Below are 14,617 nucleotides of genomic sequence, written 5' to 3'. Positions count from 1 at the left end.
CGAGTTCACAGCGGCAGCACCCCCGCGGGCAGGGCGATGCCGAGCAGGCGGGTGAAGACCAGGTAGATGGTCAGCGCCAGGGCGATCGCGGTGACCAGGTCGCGCACGATCACCTCGCGCAGCGGCCGGGTGCCCAGCAACTGGGCGCAGAGCAGGACGAACGCGGCGGTGGACAGGACGTACCCGACGACCGTGTACTTGAGCACGACCGCGTAGCCGACGATCGCCGCCAGCAGCACGAACGGCGTGCGCCAGTTCGTGGTCGTGCCCTCGGTCGCCCGGGTGCGCCGGCGTACCTGGCCGAGCAGGTAGGCCGCCGCCACCGCGACCCACAGGCCGGTGACGATGATCGGCGCCAGGGTGGGCCCGCCGAGCGTGACCCCGTTGTCGATGCCGGTCCGGATCGCCTGCCAGAGCAGGGCGATGCCGATGATCAGCAGCAGGCCACCGGCCACCAGCGGGCCGGGGGTGGCCGTGGCCTCCACCCCCGGCGCCGCGCCGGTGTCCGCTGGCTCCTGATACTCAGGTGTCGCGGAGCTCATGTGCGGCTAACCCAGTCCGATCTCGGTGAGGACCGCCTTGATCCGGGTGCTCTCGGATGCGAAGAACGCCGCGGCGTCGTCGCCGGACTTGTAGAAGTCCTGCCACTTCTTCGCGGTCAGCTCGGCCTTCCACTGCTGCGAGGCGTGCAGGTCGTCGATGAGCTTGATGACGGCCGCGCGCTCACCCGCGCTGAGACCGGGCGGGGCGGCGACCCCACGCCAGTTCATCAGCTCCAGGTCGTAGCCGGACTCCTTGATGCTCGGCGCCGGGGTGCCGGCACCGGCGTCCTCGCCCTTGGCGCTCGACACCGCGAGGGCGCGGACGGTGCCGGCCTTGACCAGGTCGGCGAACTCGCTGGTGCTGGAGACCGCCACGCTGACGTCGCCGGAGAGCAGGGCGGCCTTCGTCTCGCCGCCACCGGAGTAGGCGATGTACTGCTTGGCGACCACCTTCGGGTCCGCGCCGCCGGCCTTGGCGAGCAGGCCGACGAGGATGTGGTCGGTGCCACCGGCCGAGCCGCCACCCCATTTCACGCCGGTCGGGTTCGCCTTGACGTCGTCGACGAGCTGTTTGAGGGAGGTGTACTTCGAGTCGCTGCGCACGACCACGACCTCGGACTCGGCGGTCAGCGTGGCGATGGGCGTGGTCTTGCCGAGATCGACCGGCGACTTGTTCGTCACGACACCGCCGATCATCACCAGGCCGGTGACCATCAGCTGGTGTGCGTCCTTCTGGTGGCTGGTGACCAGCTCGGCCAGGCCGATGGTGCCACCGGCGCCGGTGACGTTGCGGACCTCGGCGGACTGGCCGTTGAGCAGCTTGGCCTCCTGCAGGGTCTTCTGCATGGAACGCGCGGTGGTGTCCCAGCCGCCGCCGGCGCCGGCGGGGGCCATGATCTGCAGGGTCTTCGTCGGGTACGCCACCGCGGACGAGCCGGCCGGGGCGGGGGAGTCGCCGACCGACTGGTTGGCGCAGCCGGCGGTGAGCAGCAGCGCGGCGGGTAACGCGACCGCAAGGCTCCGTCTCAACATGAAGATGTTGCTCCTGTCACGGGGGGAGGGCGAACGTGTTACGCACCATGCACCACCGCGTGACCCACGTCACGATTGTGAAGGCTGCGAGCATATTGGTCTTTTTGGTCGCGACGCGGCGACCGGCCGCGCAACGGACCGACCTCGACCACCTTGCCGACCCCGGGCACGACGACGCTCATCCCATCGCGACGCCCGCCGGGCCGGCCTGCTGCCGACGACCCGGATGCGCTGACGAAGTGTGACCTTCCATTTCCGTACGGCCAGAAACAAAGCGTAGCCTTACCTTGGGTTTGACGGAGCCGCAGCAAATACCCGGTTCTTTTTCGGCGAATCGTTTCACCCGGCTGAGCTGGTGTGATGCCACCGTGAACCATCCTGTGCGGCCCGCGGAAACGCGCCCGCCGGACGACTTCCCGACTATTCTCGGGCTTGGTCGCGCTTTGTTGCCGATCAGGGCTTTGTCGATCAGGGCTTTGTCGATGACGGCGCAGAACAGTGAGCGGAGGAGTCATGAAGACCCTATTGCAGATGCCTGCCGTGCGAGAATGCGCCGCCGTCACGTGCAGCTTCAACGACGGTGGCTGTCACGCCCCGGCCGTGACCGTCGCGGCGGCCGGTGCGGCCGCGTCCTGTGCGACGTACGTCGAGTCGTCGGTGCGCGGGGGGATGCGGGAGGTCACCGGCAGTGTCGGCGCGTGTGCCCGCACCGACTGCACCCACAACACCAACCTGGCCTGCACGGCGCAGTCCGTGAAGGTCGGCCCGGGTGCCACGGTCAGCGACTGCCTGACCTACCAGCCGGCCTGAAGCTGATCTGACGTCAACGGCCTCCTTGCGCCGCAGCCGGGTTCGACTAAGGTAAGCCTTACTTGCCGAGGTAGGCTTGCTCGAACTCGATCGCGGCGCAAGGAGGCCGGTGTGGCATCCGCAACGGAACCGTCGTCGGCGCTCGCCCCCGACCGGCAGCCGGCCGACGCGGTCGAGGTCCGCTCCGCCCTCGCGACCGCCACGTCGGTGCGGCTGGAGGTGGCCGGTGCGGCCGCCGACCTGATCGACGCGCACGCCGTGCTGCCGGACGGCACGATCGTCGTGGCCGTCGACGCGATGACCCGGCTCGGCGGGCTGCTCGTCGTCGCCCGCGGAGCGGACGGCGCCGTCCGGCTCGACGTCACCCACCTGGTGCCGGTGCCGGTGCGCGCCCGGGTGCGGGCGCGGATGACGGTGACCGGCAGGGTCCGCCGGCTGGACCCGGCCTTCCTCGACTCGTGCGACGACGACGCCGTCATGGCGCTGCTGGGCCTCCCGCCGGTGGCGCTGTGGACGATCGAGCCCGGCAGCGTGCACGTCGAACGGCACGGGGCCGCCGTCGAGCTGCCCGTCGAGGCCTACCGCGCGGCGCGTCCCGACCCGATCGCCGCCGTGGAGGCGGCGCACCTGGCCCGCCTGATCCGGCAGCACCGCGAGGCCGCGCACCGCTTCGCCGCACTGGTCGACCCCGACCTGGCCGCCACCGGCGCCAGGTTGGTCCCGGTGGCCGTCGACGCCGACGGGCTGACGCTGCGGGCGGAGACCGCGCACCGGCATCACGACGTCCGCCTGCCGTTCCGCCTGCGGGTCACCGACGAGGCCACGCTCGACCGGGAACTGCGGCGGCTCCTGCCTGACTAGGACGCTTCGGCCGCGCACGGGCGCCGGACTATGACTGCGCGGCGTCGCGGTCGTTGCCGTCGCGGGTGACCTGCCGGCGACCGGGCTGCTGGTCCGGCGGCGCTGACCGGCACGATCCACGGCCGCATCCGGACCGCCCGGTCGGCCCGCCGCGCCGCCGGCCCGGCCGCAACCGTGAACCGGGTGGCGTCCCGCGCCTGAGGTGAGCGCGGGCGCTGTTCGAAAGATGTGGTGCCGTCGCTATTCGATGCGGGTCCGGTGGTCGTTGGCGAGACCGTGCAGCGGGCACGGCCGTCTCGGCTCGCGTGGGCACAGGACCCATACTTCGGTCGCTGTCGCCCGGTAGAGGCGGTACGGGGAGGATCCGGTCACGTCCTCCCGGGTCAGCGCGGTGGCGCCCCGGTCGCTGGGCCCCGGGTACACCTGCAGTCCGCGATCGAGGTCGTCGCCCTGCAGCTCGCACGCCGGCCCGACCGCGTACAGGGCACGGCCGTGGTAGGGCCGGACGCTGGAGTCGAACACCACGATGCTCACGTGCGGGCGTTCGGTGAGGTTGCGGGAGTGCACGGCGCCGGTGTCCGAGCTCCAGTAGAACTCCCGCAGCCCGGCCGCCGCGAAGTAGACCGGGGAGGTCCAGGGCCGGCCGGCCGGATCGACCGTGCCCAGGGTCAGAAACGCGTTCGCATCGAGCAGGGCCCGTGCGTGTGCGGCGAGATCGTCGCGTGCCATGGTTCTTGCTCCTGTCCTTCGGTGCCGCAGTCCCTGTCGACCTCGTAGGTGAGTCGGTGCGGCCGTCCAACCGGCGCCCGACGATGTGCGCATCCTGCCGCGGCACGGTGAAGACGCACCTCTCGCACATCTTCACCAAGCTCGGCACCACCAACCGCGCCAAACTCGTCGCCGCCGTGATCGACGGCGGGCTGTCAGCCGGCCGGCGCGTTCCCGGCGGCTGAAGGACCGAAGGGGCCGTGCTTGGACGCGGCGACGGCCCGGGGCGTCGTGCCCCGGGCCGTCGCTGGTTGGACGGGAGCGGTCAGCCGCGCAGGCCGGCCATGCCCGCCGCGCTGATCTTGGAGAATCGCAGGGACTGGCCCGGGTCGGCGTTGCCGCCGGGGGCGTTGTCCTGCTCGTAGTTCGAGTTGTGGAACCCCTTGGCGCCGATGTTGCTGTAGAACCCCTTGTAGTTGATGTCGCTGCGGGGGTCGCCGAACGGGATCCACGAGTAGCCGTCGCCCACGCCGGGGGCCTGGCCGGTGGCGTCGCCGTCCTTGGCGTGGAAGAGCGCGTACCGCTTGGTCTGCTTGGAGACCTGGGCCGTCGGGTCGAAGATGTCCTCGACGCGCTTGCCCTCCCAGTCGTAGCGCCAGCGGTGCTGGTGCTGAGCGACGTGGGCCCAGTAGACGTCCATCTCGATGACGACGAGGTCGGGGCTGGTGACGTCGAGGTAGTGCTGCATGAGCCGCTTGCCCGACTCGCCACGGACCTGGGTCGGCGCGATCGGCTCACCGGTGATGCGGTGCTGCGTGACGGTGACCAGCGGGCCGTCCTGCAGGAAGTTGTACGCCGGCGAGTGGTTGTGGGTGTACATGTGGATGCCCCACTGCCCGACGCTGATCTCGTTCAGCGCCGACCACTTCTCGCCCGCGAGGGTCCACGGCTCGATGTTGCGGTTGTTGGCGCTCGTCGGGTCGCTGCCCGTGCCCATGTACGGCATGCCGAGGATCGCCGCGAACTCCAGTTCGGCCTGCAGCCGGTTGTAGTCCTGGGTGGTCATCGCGCCGCCGGCGCTGCCCGGGCCGTTCCAGGTGTTCGGGACGAACCCGTGGTTGCCGATCGCCTCCAGGCCGAAGGCGTCGAGGAAGCCGCGCAGGGTGCGGGCGTACGCCAGGTAGGCCGCCCGCGCCTCCGGGGTGGTGACGCCGCCCGGCGCCGGGTTCGGCGCGGCGCCGCCCGGGTTCGAGGCGTGCTGGCCGTAGCCGGCGAACTCGATCTGCTTGAAGCCGGCCTTGGCCAGGAACTCGAACAGCTCCAGCCAGCCACCCGGGAGCGGCACGAGCGGCCCGAGGTCGGTCGGGTCCTGGGGGAAGTTGGGGCCGCCCAGGTACCCCATCGTCGGGGCCACACCCAGCGCGGCGCTCGCGGCGATGCCGATGCGGGTCGGGACGTCACGCTGGGTGTACGTGATGGTGCCGAGCTTGCCGCCGGGGATGAGCCGGCCGTTGGCCGCGCTCGCCGACGTGGGGGAGAAAACGGAGGCCGGGCCGAGCGGGGTGAACGCGGCGGCGGCCGTCAGGCCCGCGCCGGCCAATAACCGGCGGCGGCTGATCTTTCCGGACATGTGTTGCTCCTTCTGCTGTTTGTGCGTGTGGTGCAGACCGGGGCGGGGTGCGGCGTACTGCGGGGTGACACACCCCGCCCCGGCGGGTGGTGCTAGGGCGCGCTTACGCCCTGGCCGCCGAACTCCACCCAGTTCAGGTTGAAGAAGTTGTTCGTCGGCCCGCCCGCGACAGGTCGGAACACCAGATAGATCCGGTGCGCGCCGCCTGGGTCGGTGATGGGGAAGGTCTGGCTGGCGTAGGTCGTCGCGTTCGCGGTGGGCGCGATCGTGACCGTGGTCAGGACCGGCCCGTTGACCGCGTCCAGGCGGACCTCGACCGAGCCGGTGCCGGCCGCGCCGCTGCCACCCGACGTGCGGAACGTCAGCGAGTTGATGTTCTGCAGGTTGATCTCGCCGTTCAGGGCGATCCAGTCACCGCTGCCGAGGCTGCCGCGTTGCAGGCCGCCGCCGGTGTCGGTCGTCGCCGCCGTGTTCGTGCCGGACTGGTCGACGACGAACTCGACCTCCTGCTTCTTCTGCCGGATGGTCGCCTGGTCGACCGTGGTCAGCGCCGGGATGCCGCCGGGGCCGCCCTTGTCGGTGTAGGAGGCGCTGATCACGCCGAACACGTTGCCGCCGTGGGAGACGTCCTCGGCGAACGTGGGCAGCGTCCCGGAGCAGCCGGTCGCGGTGGACTCGGCGTGGCCGTGGCTGTCGTGGCCGAGCACGAACGTCACCTCGACGCGGGAGCAGTCGATCGTGCCGTCCTGCGGGTCGGTGACCGTCACGTTGAACGGGATCGAGTCGCCGAAGGAGAACAGTCCACCCTCGGTCGGCACGGTGACCTTCACGGTCGGTGAGGTGTTGCCGACGGTGATGGTCGTGTTGGCCGACGCCGTCTTGCCGCTGGAGTCGGTCACGGTGAGCCGGGCCGTGTAGACGCCGTTCGTCGTGTACGTGAACGTCGGGTTCGGGTCGACCGAGTCGGTCGTACCGTTGCCGTCGAAGTCCCAGGCGAACTTGATGGAGTCGCTCGGGTCCGGGTCGTTCGAGCCTTCGCTGGAGAACGCGACGGTCAGCGGCGCGACGCCGTCGGTCGGGGTGGCGGACAGCTTCGCGATCGGTGCCCGCGTGCCCTTGACGTAGCTGAACTTCACCAGCGCGGCGTCGGGGTTGATGTTGAAGAAGCCGTCACCGTAGGTCAGCAGGTAGAAGTTGCCGTCCTTGCCCCACATCATGTCCATGGGGTTGTCGCACAGGAACGGCCGGGCGGGCGTGGTCGGCCCCGCGCCGCAGCTGAGCAGGTCATTGATCTTGAAGACCTGCCCGGACGAGTCCAGGCGGATCTCCCGCAGGTAGTCGCGGGTGAACTCGCCGAAGAAGATGGACTGGTCGTAGTACGCCGGGAACTTCGTCGGGTTGGGGTTGTTCGGGTCGTAGTCGTACTTGGCCGCGCCGTGCGGCCCGACGCCGCCGGTGCCGAGCTCCGGGAACAGCTGCGGGCACTTGCCGGGCGGGTTCTGCATGTAGTAGGCCGCGCAGGGCGTGCCCAGCGGGTTGGCCGCGTTGTTGTCCTGGAACGAGTACCACATGTCCGGCTGCGCGATCGGCGGCGAGTACGTCAGGCCGGTGTTCCACCGGGACGTGTTGGCCGGGCCGCGGTCCGGGTTGTTGCACTCGAACGCCTGCGGCGGGTTGTCCAGCGGCGTCGAGGTGTTGAAGTTCCACCGGTAGTACGGCAGGGTCGGCGAGTAGCACAGCGGCCAGCCGTAGTTGGCCGGCTTCCGCACGATCTCCATCCGGCCGGTGCCCGCGGGACCGCGGTTCACCTGCGGCGTCGACGAGTCGGGCGAGTAGTCGGTGACGTAGGCGACGCCGTCCTTGTCGACGGTGATGCGGAACGGGTTGCGGAAGCCCATGGCGTAGATCTCGGGCCGGGTCTTGCCGCCGCCCTCCTCGTTGCCGGTGAACAGGTTGCCGGCGGGGATGGTGTACGAGCCGTCACCCTGGACCTTGATCCGCAGGATCTTGCCGCGCAGGTCGTTCGTGTTCAGCGCCGAGCGCCGGGCGTCGACGTAGGGGGCGTTGTACTGCCCGGTCGTGGTGAGCATGTCGTTGAACGGCGCGAAGCCACCGGAGTTGCCACCGCCCGCGGGGGTGTCGTCGCCGGTCACCATCCACAGGTTGTTGTCCTTGTCGAAGGTGATGTCGCCGGCGACGTGGCAGCAGGCACCGCGGTCGACCGGCACCTTCATGATCTTCTGCTCGGACGCCACGTCGAGGGTCGGGTTGGGCCCGTCGACGAACTTGAACCGCGACAGCTGGAAGTAGCCCTTCCACGGATCCCAGACGCTTGGGTCGGCACCGGTCGTCGGGGAGTTCGCGGTCGGCGTCGTCTGCGGGTACGGCGCTTCCATGGTCAGCGGCGAGTAGTACAGGTAGACCCAGTGGTTGTTGGCGAAGTCGTTGTCGATCGCCGGGCCGTACATGCCGTCCTCGCTGGCCATGTACACGGGGATCTGCGCCAGCAGGTGGGTGGTGTTGTTCGCCGGGTCGTGCAGGCGGACGCCGCCGCGACGGTCGGTCTGCACGACGCGGCCGTCGGGCAGCACGTCGAAGCCGATCGGCTCGCTGACGTTCGGCGGCGCGGCGATGTAGTCCATCTGGTAGTTGGCCAGCACGGTCGCGCCGCAGTCGCCGTCGGTCATGCCGGCGGCCCACTGGATCGCACCACCGAGGTGCGCCCGCAGGTCCTGCGTGCCGAAGCTGGCCGCGGTGTCGCCCAGCCCGGTGTAGAAGGAGCGGCCGCCCTTGTAGTCCTTGCACCAGGTGATCGGGTGGTCGTAGCCCATCGTGCCGCCGGCGTAGGAGTTCTCGTCGACGGTCGCGAGCACGTGCGAGAAGCCGCGCACGTTGGACGTGAAGTTGTACCACTGGTCGGTGCGGTTCCACGACTCCGGCAGACTCTTCGACGCCGGGTGGACGCGGTCGGCGACCTTGATCCTGGCCTGCGTGACGGCGGACGAGCCGGACGCGCGGGTGCCGAGGACGTCGGTGAGGAACGACCAGTCGGTCTCGGTCTCGATCGCCGAGTGGACGCCGACGAAGCCGCCGCCGTCGGTGTAGTAGTCCTCGAAAGCGGCCTGCTGTGCCGCGTTGAGCACGTCGCCGTAGGTGTTGAGGAAGACGACGACGCGGTACTGCTTGAGATGTGCCTGGTCGAACTTGCCGGCGTCGTCGGTCTCCACGACGGTGAATCGCAGCTGGTTGCCCAGCTGCTTGATCGCGGCGACGCCCGCCGCGGTCGACGAGCTCTTCGTGCCGACGGCCTTGGTGAAGACCAGCACCTTGAACTGACTGCCGTTGCTCTCCGGGGCGGGCGCGGCGAGCGCCGGCGCGGACGCCGACGTCGTTCCCACCAGCAGTGAAGCGCTGAGGGCGAGCAGGCCGGCGAACGTGGTGCGCCGACGGCCTGGAGCGTTGAACATGAAACCTCCTCCGCGGGGTGTTGCCGGACGTGCGGGCCGCCGACGAACCGAGGCAGCAGCCGTTGGCGGACACGTCCGACCGGGGAACGGTTCGGGTGGGGTTGCGGCGCGCCCGGAGGGAAGGCGCACGGCAAGGGTCGATCGCTGGGGCGTGGCAATGCGGCGACGTCGTACCGAGCTGCGCCCAGTGCTCGCCTGGATCCCGTGCAGTGGGGCGAGCGACTGGCTCGGTCAACGCATAGCCGTCACCATATACGTCGCCCCAATCGAAAGATAGGGTGATGTCGACAAAAGTTGAGCTGTGAACGATCTAACTTCTGTTGGGAGCGCCGAAAGTTCGTCAGAATCGGACAGAAGGTGCCGAGACGCAGTCGCCCTAGTGAAGGAGTGCAACAGAAGCCCCCAGCGTTACTCGTCGGCGGTGATCGAGTTCCGGTACCGGCCGATCGCCACTTGCGAGGCATGGGGAACCGGCGAGTGCGGATGAAAGCCACCTAGCTGTTCGACAGGCGTCGAGAGCTTTTGTCGAATCGCAGGAAAGTTAATCGGAAATACTACTAACTTTTGTGCTGCGATACTCTTCCGCCGAGTGAACGGTCACTTCGAGGTCGATCGTTCTCCGGCCAACACCCCGGGACGCTCGAGGCCAGCGACGCGACCGGCGAGCCGGCCACACCCTGACCCGGTCCGACGCCGGGTCCGCTGCTCGCCATGCGCGCCTCGCTCGTCGACGCCGCCTCCGCGTCCCATCACGCAACTGGAGGGAAGCACATGCCCAGCCAACCCCCGACCGCACGAGGTCCGCGAGATCCCCGCCGACGTCTGCTCCGCTCCCTGGTCGCCGTCGCCCTGCCGGCCGCCTCCATGTCCGTCGGGTCGCTCGTCATCGCCGCATCGGCCTGGGCCGCGCCGACCAGCGTGCCGGCCACGCTCACCCCGGCCGTTGCCACCGGTACCAACAACTGGTACCGAGGGCCGGTCACGCTGAACCTGTCCGCGACCGACGGGGCCGGCGGCGTCCAGCGCCTCGAGTACCGTCTCGGCAACGCGGCTCCCTTCCAGACCGCGGTGTCGGCCGGCAGCCCCTATCCCGGCACGCTGACCGGGTCGGTGGAGATCACCCAGCAAGGCTCCACGACGGTCGGGTACCGCGCCGTCAGCGGTGACAACTCGGTCGAGGCCACCCGCACCATCACCGTCCGGATCGACACCGTCGCCCCGGTCGTCAGCTGGCCCGGTGTCGTCGCCGGGAAGGTCGGCCACACCGCCACGCTGATCCCGACCCGGACCGATCCCGCGCCCGGCTCCGGCGGCGTCTTCATCCACAAGATGTGGATCGACCAGATCGAGACGACCCCGCTGCCGGTGCGCACCTCGACCCTGTCGACGGGCGCGCACACGATCAGCGTGGTGGCCAGCGACGCGGCCGGCAACGCGGCGCGGTTCGACCAGACGTTCGTGGTGACCACGTCGTTCGCCGAGCTCGGCACCCTCATCGACGGTTTCGCCAGCGGCGGTTCGATCGGTGCCGGCCTCGCGGCTGACCTGCAGGCCAAGCTGGCGGAGGCGGCGAGCCTCGCCGAGGCGGGCAACACCAACCAGGCGAAGCGGGCCCTCAACCAGTTCGTCGCCGCCGCCCAGGGCGGGTCGACATCCGGCCAGGTCCGCGACACGCTCGTCGGCGATGCCCGCTACCTGCAGCAGCAGATCGCCGGCGAGCTGCCGGCTGATCCGGCGACCGGGATGATCGTCACGCCCGTCGCCGGGCCCGACCCGATCGCGGCGGCCGTTCCGCTCGCGGCGTCGACCAACTTCCCCGGGGCCAAGTTCCGGGTCCTGTACTTCTCGGCCACCAAGGGCTTCCGGCACGACCACATCCCGGACACCGCCCTGCTCGTGCAGCAGTGGGGCCAGCGGTACGGCTTCGACGTCGACATCTGGGACCCGCGGCTCGCCCCGGCATCGCTGGCGAGCACGCCGTTCACGTCGGGCGCCGACCTCGCGAAGTACAAGACCGTCATCTTCTCCTCACCGGTCGACGGGACCAACGCGAACAGCCCGGCGAGCGCGGACGCCCTCAACGCCGCCGAGCTGGCCGCGTTCCAGGAGTACATCCGGGCCGGCGGCGGATACCTCGCGCTGCACGGCGCGTCCGACGCGATCCACAACGTTCCCTGGTACCGCGACCTGGTCGGCGCGTGGTTCACCAACCACCCGGGCGGCCAGAACGGCGAAGGCACCTGCGGCAGCTGCATCAACGTGCGGGTCAACACCGAGGACACCACGAACCCGGCCACCGCGCACCTGCCGAAGACCTGGCTGACCATCGACGAGCTGTACAACTTCGACCACAACCCGCGGGCCGAGGTGCACACGCTGCTGAGCCTCGACGAGGAGTCCTACCGGCGCAGCCTCAACAGCGGCAACGCCGCGAACAACCCGCTGCCGCTGATGGGCGGCGACCACCCGATCGCGTGGTGCCAGGAGTACGACGGCGGCCGCGCGTTCTCGTTCATCCTCGGCCACGACCGGGCGCAGTACTACCGCGACTCGTTCACCCAGATCCTGCTGGCCGGGATGAACTGGACGGCCGGGCAGGTCGACGCCAACTGCTCGACCTTCCGGCAGACCCGCACGTTCATCACCGCCGGCGCCGCGGCCGGCACCCTGACGCCGGAGTCCGCCGCGGCCGCCGCGGCGCTGCTCGACGACGCCCAGGCGGCCTACCTGCGCCAGGACTACAACGCGGCCGGCAACTCGCTCAACAAGATCAGCGCGATCACCGGCTCGCCCGCCGCGGGCACCGCCGCGGCGCGTGACGAGCTCGACCGCCAGGCCCGCCAGCTGCGGAGCTGGATGTCCGCCCTGAAGAACGCCTGACCGGTGCCGCCGCCGGTCCACCACGTGGGCCGGCGGCGGTGCGGCGGGGGAACCGGTCAGAGGAGCGCGGCGACCTCGTCCGGCGGGGCGGGCGCGCCGAACAGGATCCCCTGGGCGTGGTCGTACCCGAGCTTGCGGACATGGGCCGCCTGGTCCTCGGTCTCGACGCCCTCCGCCACCGCGTGCAGCCGTAGCCCGTGTGCCAGGGTCACCAGCGTGGTGAGCAGGACGTCGGAGCTGGCCAGCAGGGAGCGGTCGACCTTCAGGCTGGTCACCGCCGTGCGGCTGACCTCGTGCAGGCGGGCGAAGTTGGAATACCCCGTGCCGAAGTCGTCGACCGCGAAGCTCGCGCCCAACGCGGCCAGCGCCGCCAGCGTCGATGCCTGCGGCGTCGTGATCGACTCCTCCGTCACCTCGAAGGTCAGCAGGTCCGGCGGGAAGCCCGTCTCGTCCAGCGCCTCGCCGACGATCGCCGGCAGGGACGGGTCGGTGAGCTGGGCCGTCGACACGTTGAGGTTCAGGCGCACCGGTCGGCCGGTGCGCTGCCACTTCAGGGCGTGCCGGCCCGCCGCCCGCAGCTGGGCGCCGATCAGGCGGTTGAGCAGGCCGATGCGCTCGGCCAGCGGGATGAACTCGGCCGGGGCGACCTCGCCGTGGTCCGGGTGACGCCAGCGGGCGAGGGCCTCCACGGCCACGACCCGCCGGTCGGTGAGGCTGACGATCGGCTGGTACGCCAGGCGCAGCGCGCCGTTGCGCACCGCGCCCGGCAGGTCGCGGGACAGGGTGTGCCGGCGGCGGTCGGCGTCGTGACGGTGCTGCTCGAACATCGCATACGAGCCGACCGGGTCGCTCTTGGCCCAGGTGAGCGCCATCTTCGCGGTGCGCAGCAGCTCGCCCGCCACGGCTCCCGTCGCGGCGCGCTCCAGCAGGCCGCCCTTCGCGTCCAGCTGGACCGGGTGGGCGGCCGGGCCCCAGGGGTACGCGAGAGCCTCCCGGACCAGGTCGAACAGCTTCACCGCGTCGTCCGGGCCCCGGGTGCCGGCCTGCACGAGGACGAACTCGTCGCCGCCCAGGTGGGCCGCAAACAACCCGTGGGTGACCGCGAGGTCGCGCATCCGCAGGCCCACCTCGCGCAGCAGCGCGTCGGCCGGGTCGGTGCCGAGCGCGTCGCTGATCTCGGCGAAGCGGACCAGGTTGAGGACGCACACCGCGAGGCGGTCGGACTTGGCGGCGAGCGTGGTCAGGTGCTCGGTGAGGGCGTGCCGGTTCGGCAGGCCCGAGACCTGGTCGTGCAGGAGGGCGTGCTGCCGCTCCTGCTCGGCCTGCAGCACCGCGCGCTGCGCCGTCGCCCGTTCGTGGCGGCGCAGGTCGTCGGTCTCGGTCAGGGCGACGGCGCGGACGCCCTCGGCGAACGCCTCGGTGAACGCGCCGAGCAGCGGGCCCAGCCGGTCGGCGGCGTCCGGATGGGTGATGCCGAGGTCGCTGCGCAGCCGGGTGTGGATGTGCTCGACGCTGGCCCGTAGCGCGGCGGGCGACCACAGCTGCGCCTCGACGAGCGCGGTGCCGGCGTGGTGCCCGGCCGCCGGGTCGGGCTCGTCGCCGGTCAGGGCGGCGGCGAGCAGGGCGGTCAGGTCCTGCAGGAGCGGGATGGTGCGGCCGAGGCGGCGGGGCACGAAGGAGACCTCGTGCAGGCGCTGGGCCCAGGCGCGGGCGAATGTCCGGGACGGCGACTCGTGATCGTCAAGCGGGTGGGCAGGCCGCTGCCGCATGGAGACCTCATTCGCTCGGGAGGCGACGAGTGAAGTATGTCGAGATTTCCCCACGCGCGCTAGTTTGCGACCGATTTGCGACCCACGGCGGCGAGGACGGCCGGCTGCTCCGGCTCGTCGACCTCCGGGTCGGGGTGCCACGCGGTCGCCGGCACCACCCCGGGCCCGATCAGCTCCAGCCCGCCCAGGATCTCGGCCACCTGCTCCGGGGTGCGGGCGCGGACCGAGGTCGGCGTCTGGTCATACAACTTGGTGACCCGGTCCTGCTCCGAGTCGAGGCCGGTGGTGCGGGTGAAGTGCGAGACGGCGACGTAACTGCCCCCGACGAGCGCGTCGCCCAGCTCGCGCACGATCCCCGCCGGGTCGTCCTCGTCGGCGATGAAGTGCAGCACCGCCACCAGCAGCACCGCCACCGGCTGGCCGAGGTCGAGCAGCTCCTGCACCCGCGGGTTGGCCAGGATCTCCTGCGGCTTGCGCAGGTCACCCTGCACGGCCGCGGCGCGCGGGTTGCCGGCCAGGATCGCCTCGCTGTGCATGACGGCGACCTCGTCGATGTCGACATACATCACCCGCGCGTCCGGCGCGAGGGCCTGCGCCACCTCGTGGACGTTGCCGAGCGTCGGGATGCCCGAGCCGATGTCGAGGAACTGGCGCACCCCGGCGTCGACGAGCCACTCCACGGCCCGCCCCAGGTAGGCCCGGTTGGCATACGCGACCCGCCCGATCCCCGGCCAGGCCTGCATCGCCCGCTCGGCGAACTCCCGGTCGACGGCGAAGTTGTGGTAGCCGCCGAGCGCGTAGTCATACACCCTGGCCGCGTTCGGCACGGTCGTGTCCACCCCGGCTGGCGCCCAGTCCGGCAGGCTCACGGCAGCCCTCCCCATGTTGATCACGGTCGGTACGTGACAGGTCAGCCTA

Annotated in this window: 11 protein-coding genes; 4 read left to right on the top strand and 7 right to left on the bottom strand. The window is 70.7% G+C overall.

The genetic code is table 11. The annotated features are described in order from the left end of the window. Positions 1-5: 5 nt before the first annotated feature. Both IEZ31_RS29515 and IEZ31_RS29510 read right to left on the bottom strand, forming a co-directional pair. On the bottom strand, positions 6-542 hold the full coding sequence (locus tag IEZ31_RS29515; RefSeq protein ID WP_190253276.1) for a tripartite tricarboxylate transporter TctB family protein: 537 nt from the start codon (positions 540-542) through the stop codon (positions 6-8). Between the two features lie 6 nt (positions 543-548). Continuing rightward, positions 549-1,574: a Bug family tripartite tricarboxylate transporter substrate binding protein gene (locus IEZ31_RS29510; protein ID WP_190253275.1), complete on the bottom strand. Its 1,026-nt coding sequence runs from the start codon at positions 1,572-1,574 to the stop codon at positions 549-551. A gap of 513 nt (positions 1,575-2,087) precedes the next feature. On the opposite strand from IEZ31_RS29510, the gene IEZ31_RS29505 reads away from it, so the two are divergent. Beyond that, positions 2,088-2,384, top strand: coding sequence for a DUF1540 domain-containing protein (locus IEZ31_RS29505; protein ID WP_190253274.1), 297 nt, complete (start codon positions 2,088-2,090; stop codon positions 2,382-2,384). Between the two features lie 111 nt (positions 2,385-2,495). Continuing rightward, entirely contained in the window at positions 2,496-3,245 is a 750-nt protein-coding gene (locus IEZ31_RS29500; RefSeq protein WP_190253273.1) for a DUF2470 domain-containing protein, read from the top strand. A 240-nt stretch (positions 3,246-3,485) separates the two neighbouring features. Here the strand turns inward: IEZ31_RS29500 and IEZ31_RS29495 are convergent, their stop codons facing one another. Beyond that, the gene (locus IEZ31_RS29495; RefSeq protein ID WP_190253272.1) at positions 3,486-3,974 is read right to left on the bottom strand and encodes a pyridoxamine 5'-phosphate oxidase family protein; all 489 of its coding nucleotides are present in this window, start codon (positions 3,972-3,974) and stop codon (positions 3,486-3,488) included. A 56-nt stretch (positions 3,975-4,030) separates the two neighbouring features. Here IEZ31_RS29495 and IEZ31_RS29490 point away from each other — a divergent pair, with 56 nt between their 5' ends. Then, a complete protein-coding gene (locus tag IEZ31_RS29490) occupies positions 4,031-4,198 on the top strand; it encodes a LuxR C-terminal-related transcriptional regulator (protein WP_190253271.1) in 168 nt (55 codons plus the stop codon). Positions 4,199-4,278: 80 nt separating this feature from the next. On the opposite strand, the gene IEZ31_RS29485 is transcribed toward IEZ31_RS29490, so the two are convergent. Then, the gene (locus IEZ31_RS29485; RefSeq protein WP_190253270.1) at positions 4,279-5,583 is read right to left on the bottom strand and encodes a sugar phosphate isomerase/epimerase family protein; all 1,305 of its coding nucleotides are present in this window, start codon (positions 5,581-5,583) and stop codon (positions 4,279-4,281) included. Positions 5,584-5,675: 92 nt separating this feature from the next. After that, complete coding sequence (locus IEZ31_RS29480; RefSeq protein ID WP_190253269.1) at positions 5,676-9,050, bottom strand: ThuA domain-containing protein; 3,375 nt, start codon at positions 9,048-9,050, stop codon at positions 5,676-5,678. Between the two features lie 771 nt (positions 9,051-9,821). Here IEZ31_RS29480 and IEZ31_RS29475 point away from each other — a divergent pair. Beyond that, entirely contained in the window at positions 9,822-11,930 is a 2,109-nt protein-coding gene (locus IEZ31_RS29475) for a ThuA domain-containing protein (protein WP_190253268.1), read from the top strand. A gap of 56 nt (positions 11,931-11,986) precedes the next feature. On the opposite strand, the gene IEZ31_RS29470 is transcribed toward IEZ31_RS29475, so the two are convergent. Both IEZ31_RS29470 and IEZ31_RS29465 read right to left on the bottom strand, forming a co-directional pair. Further along, positions 11,987-13,699 (bottom strand): putative bifunctional diguanylate cyclase/phosphodiesterase, encoded by a 1,713-nt coding sequence (locus tag IEZ31_RS29470; RefSeq protein WP_190253267.1) that lies wholly within the window; start codon positions 13,697-13,699, stop codon positions 11,987-11,989. Between the two features lie 59 nt (positions 13,700-13,758). Continuing rightward, entirely contained in the window at positions 13,759-14,568 is an 810-nt protein-coding gene (locus IEZ31_RS29465; RefSeq protein WP_190253333.1) for an SAM-dependent methyltransferase, read from the bottom strand. Between the last annotated feature and the right edge of the window lie 49 nt (positions 14,569-14,617).

This window comes from Dactylosporangium sucinum (assembly GCF_014647515.1).
GTDB lineage: Bacteria > Actinomycetota > Actinomycetes > Mycobacteriales > Micromonosporaceae > Dactylosporangium > Dactylosporangium sucinum.
Note: the sequence above shows the minus strand (reverse complement) of the source record. Positions and strands in the feature narration are given on the sequence as shown.

Coding starts and splice junctions, on each gene's coding strand:
- IEZ31_RS29515 (WP_190253276.1), bottom strand. CDS start 542: ATGAGCTCCGCGACACCTGAGTATCAGGAGCCAGCGGACACCGGCGCG.
- IEZ31_RS29510 (WP_190253275.1), bottom strand. CDS start 1,574: ATGTTGAGACGGAGCCTTGCGGTCGCGTTACCCGCCGCGCTGCTGCTC.
- IEZ31_RS29505 (WP_190253274.1), top strand. CDS start 2,088: ATGAAGACCCTATTGCAGATGCCTGCCGTGCGAGAATGCGCCGCCGTC.
- IEZ31_RS29495 (WP_190253272.1), bottom strand. CDS start 3,974: ATGGCACGCGACGATCTCGCCGCACACGCACGGGCCCTGCTCGATGCG.
- IEZ31_RS29485 (WP_190253270.1), bottom strand. CDS start 5,583: ATGTCCGGAAAGATCAGCCGCCGCCGGTTATTGGCCGGCGCGGGCCTG.
- IEZ31_RS29480 (WP_190253269.1), bottom strand. CDS start 9,050: ATGTTCAACGCTCCAGGCCGTCGGCGCACCACGTTCGCCGGCCTGCTC.
- IEZ31_RS29475 (WP_190253268.1), top strand. CDS start 9,822: ATGCCCAGCCAACCCCCGACCGCACGAGGTCCGCGAGATCCCCGCCGA.
- IEZ31_RS29470 (WP_190253267.1), bottom strand. CDS start 13,699: ATGCGGCAGCGGCCTGCCCACCCGCTTGACGATCACGAGTCGCCGTCC.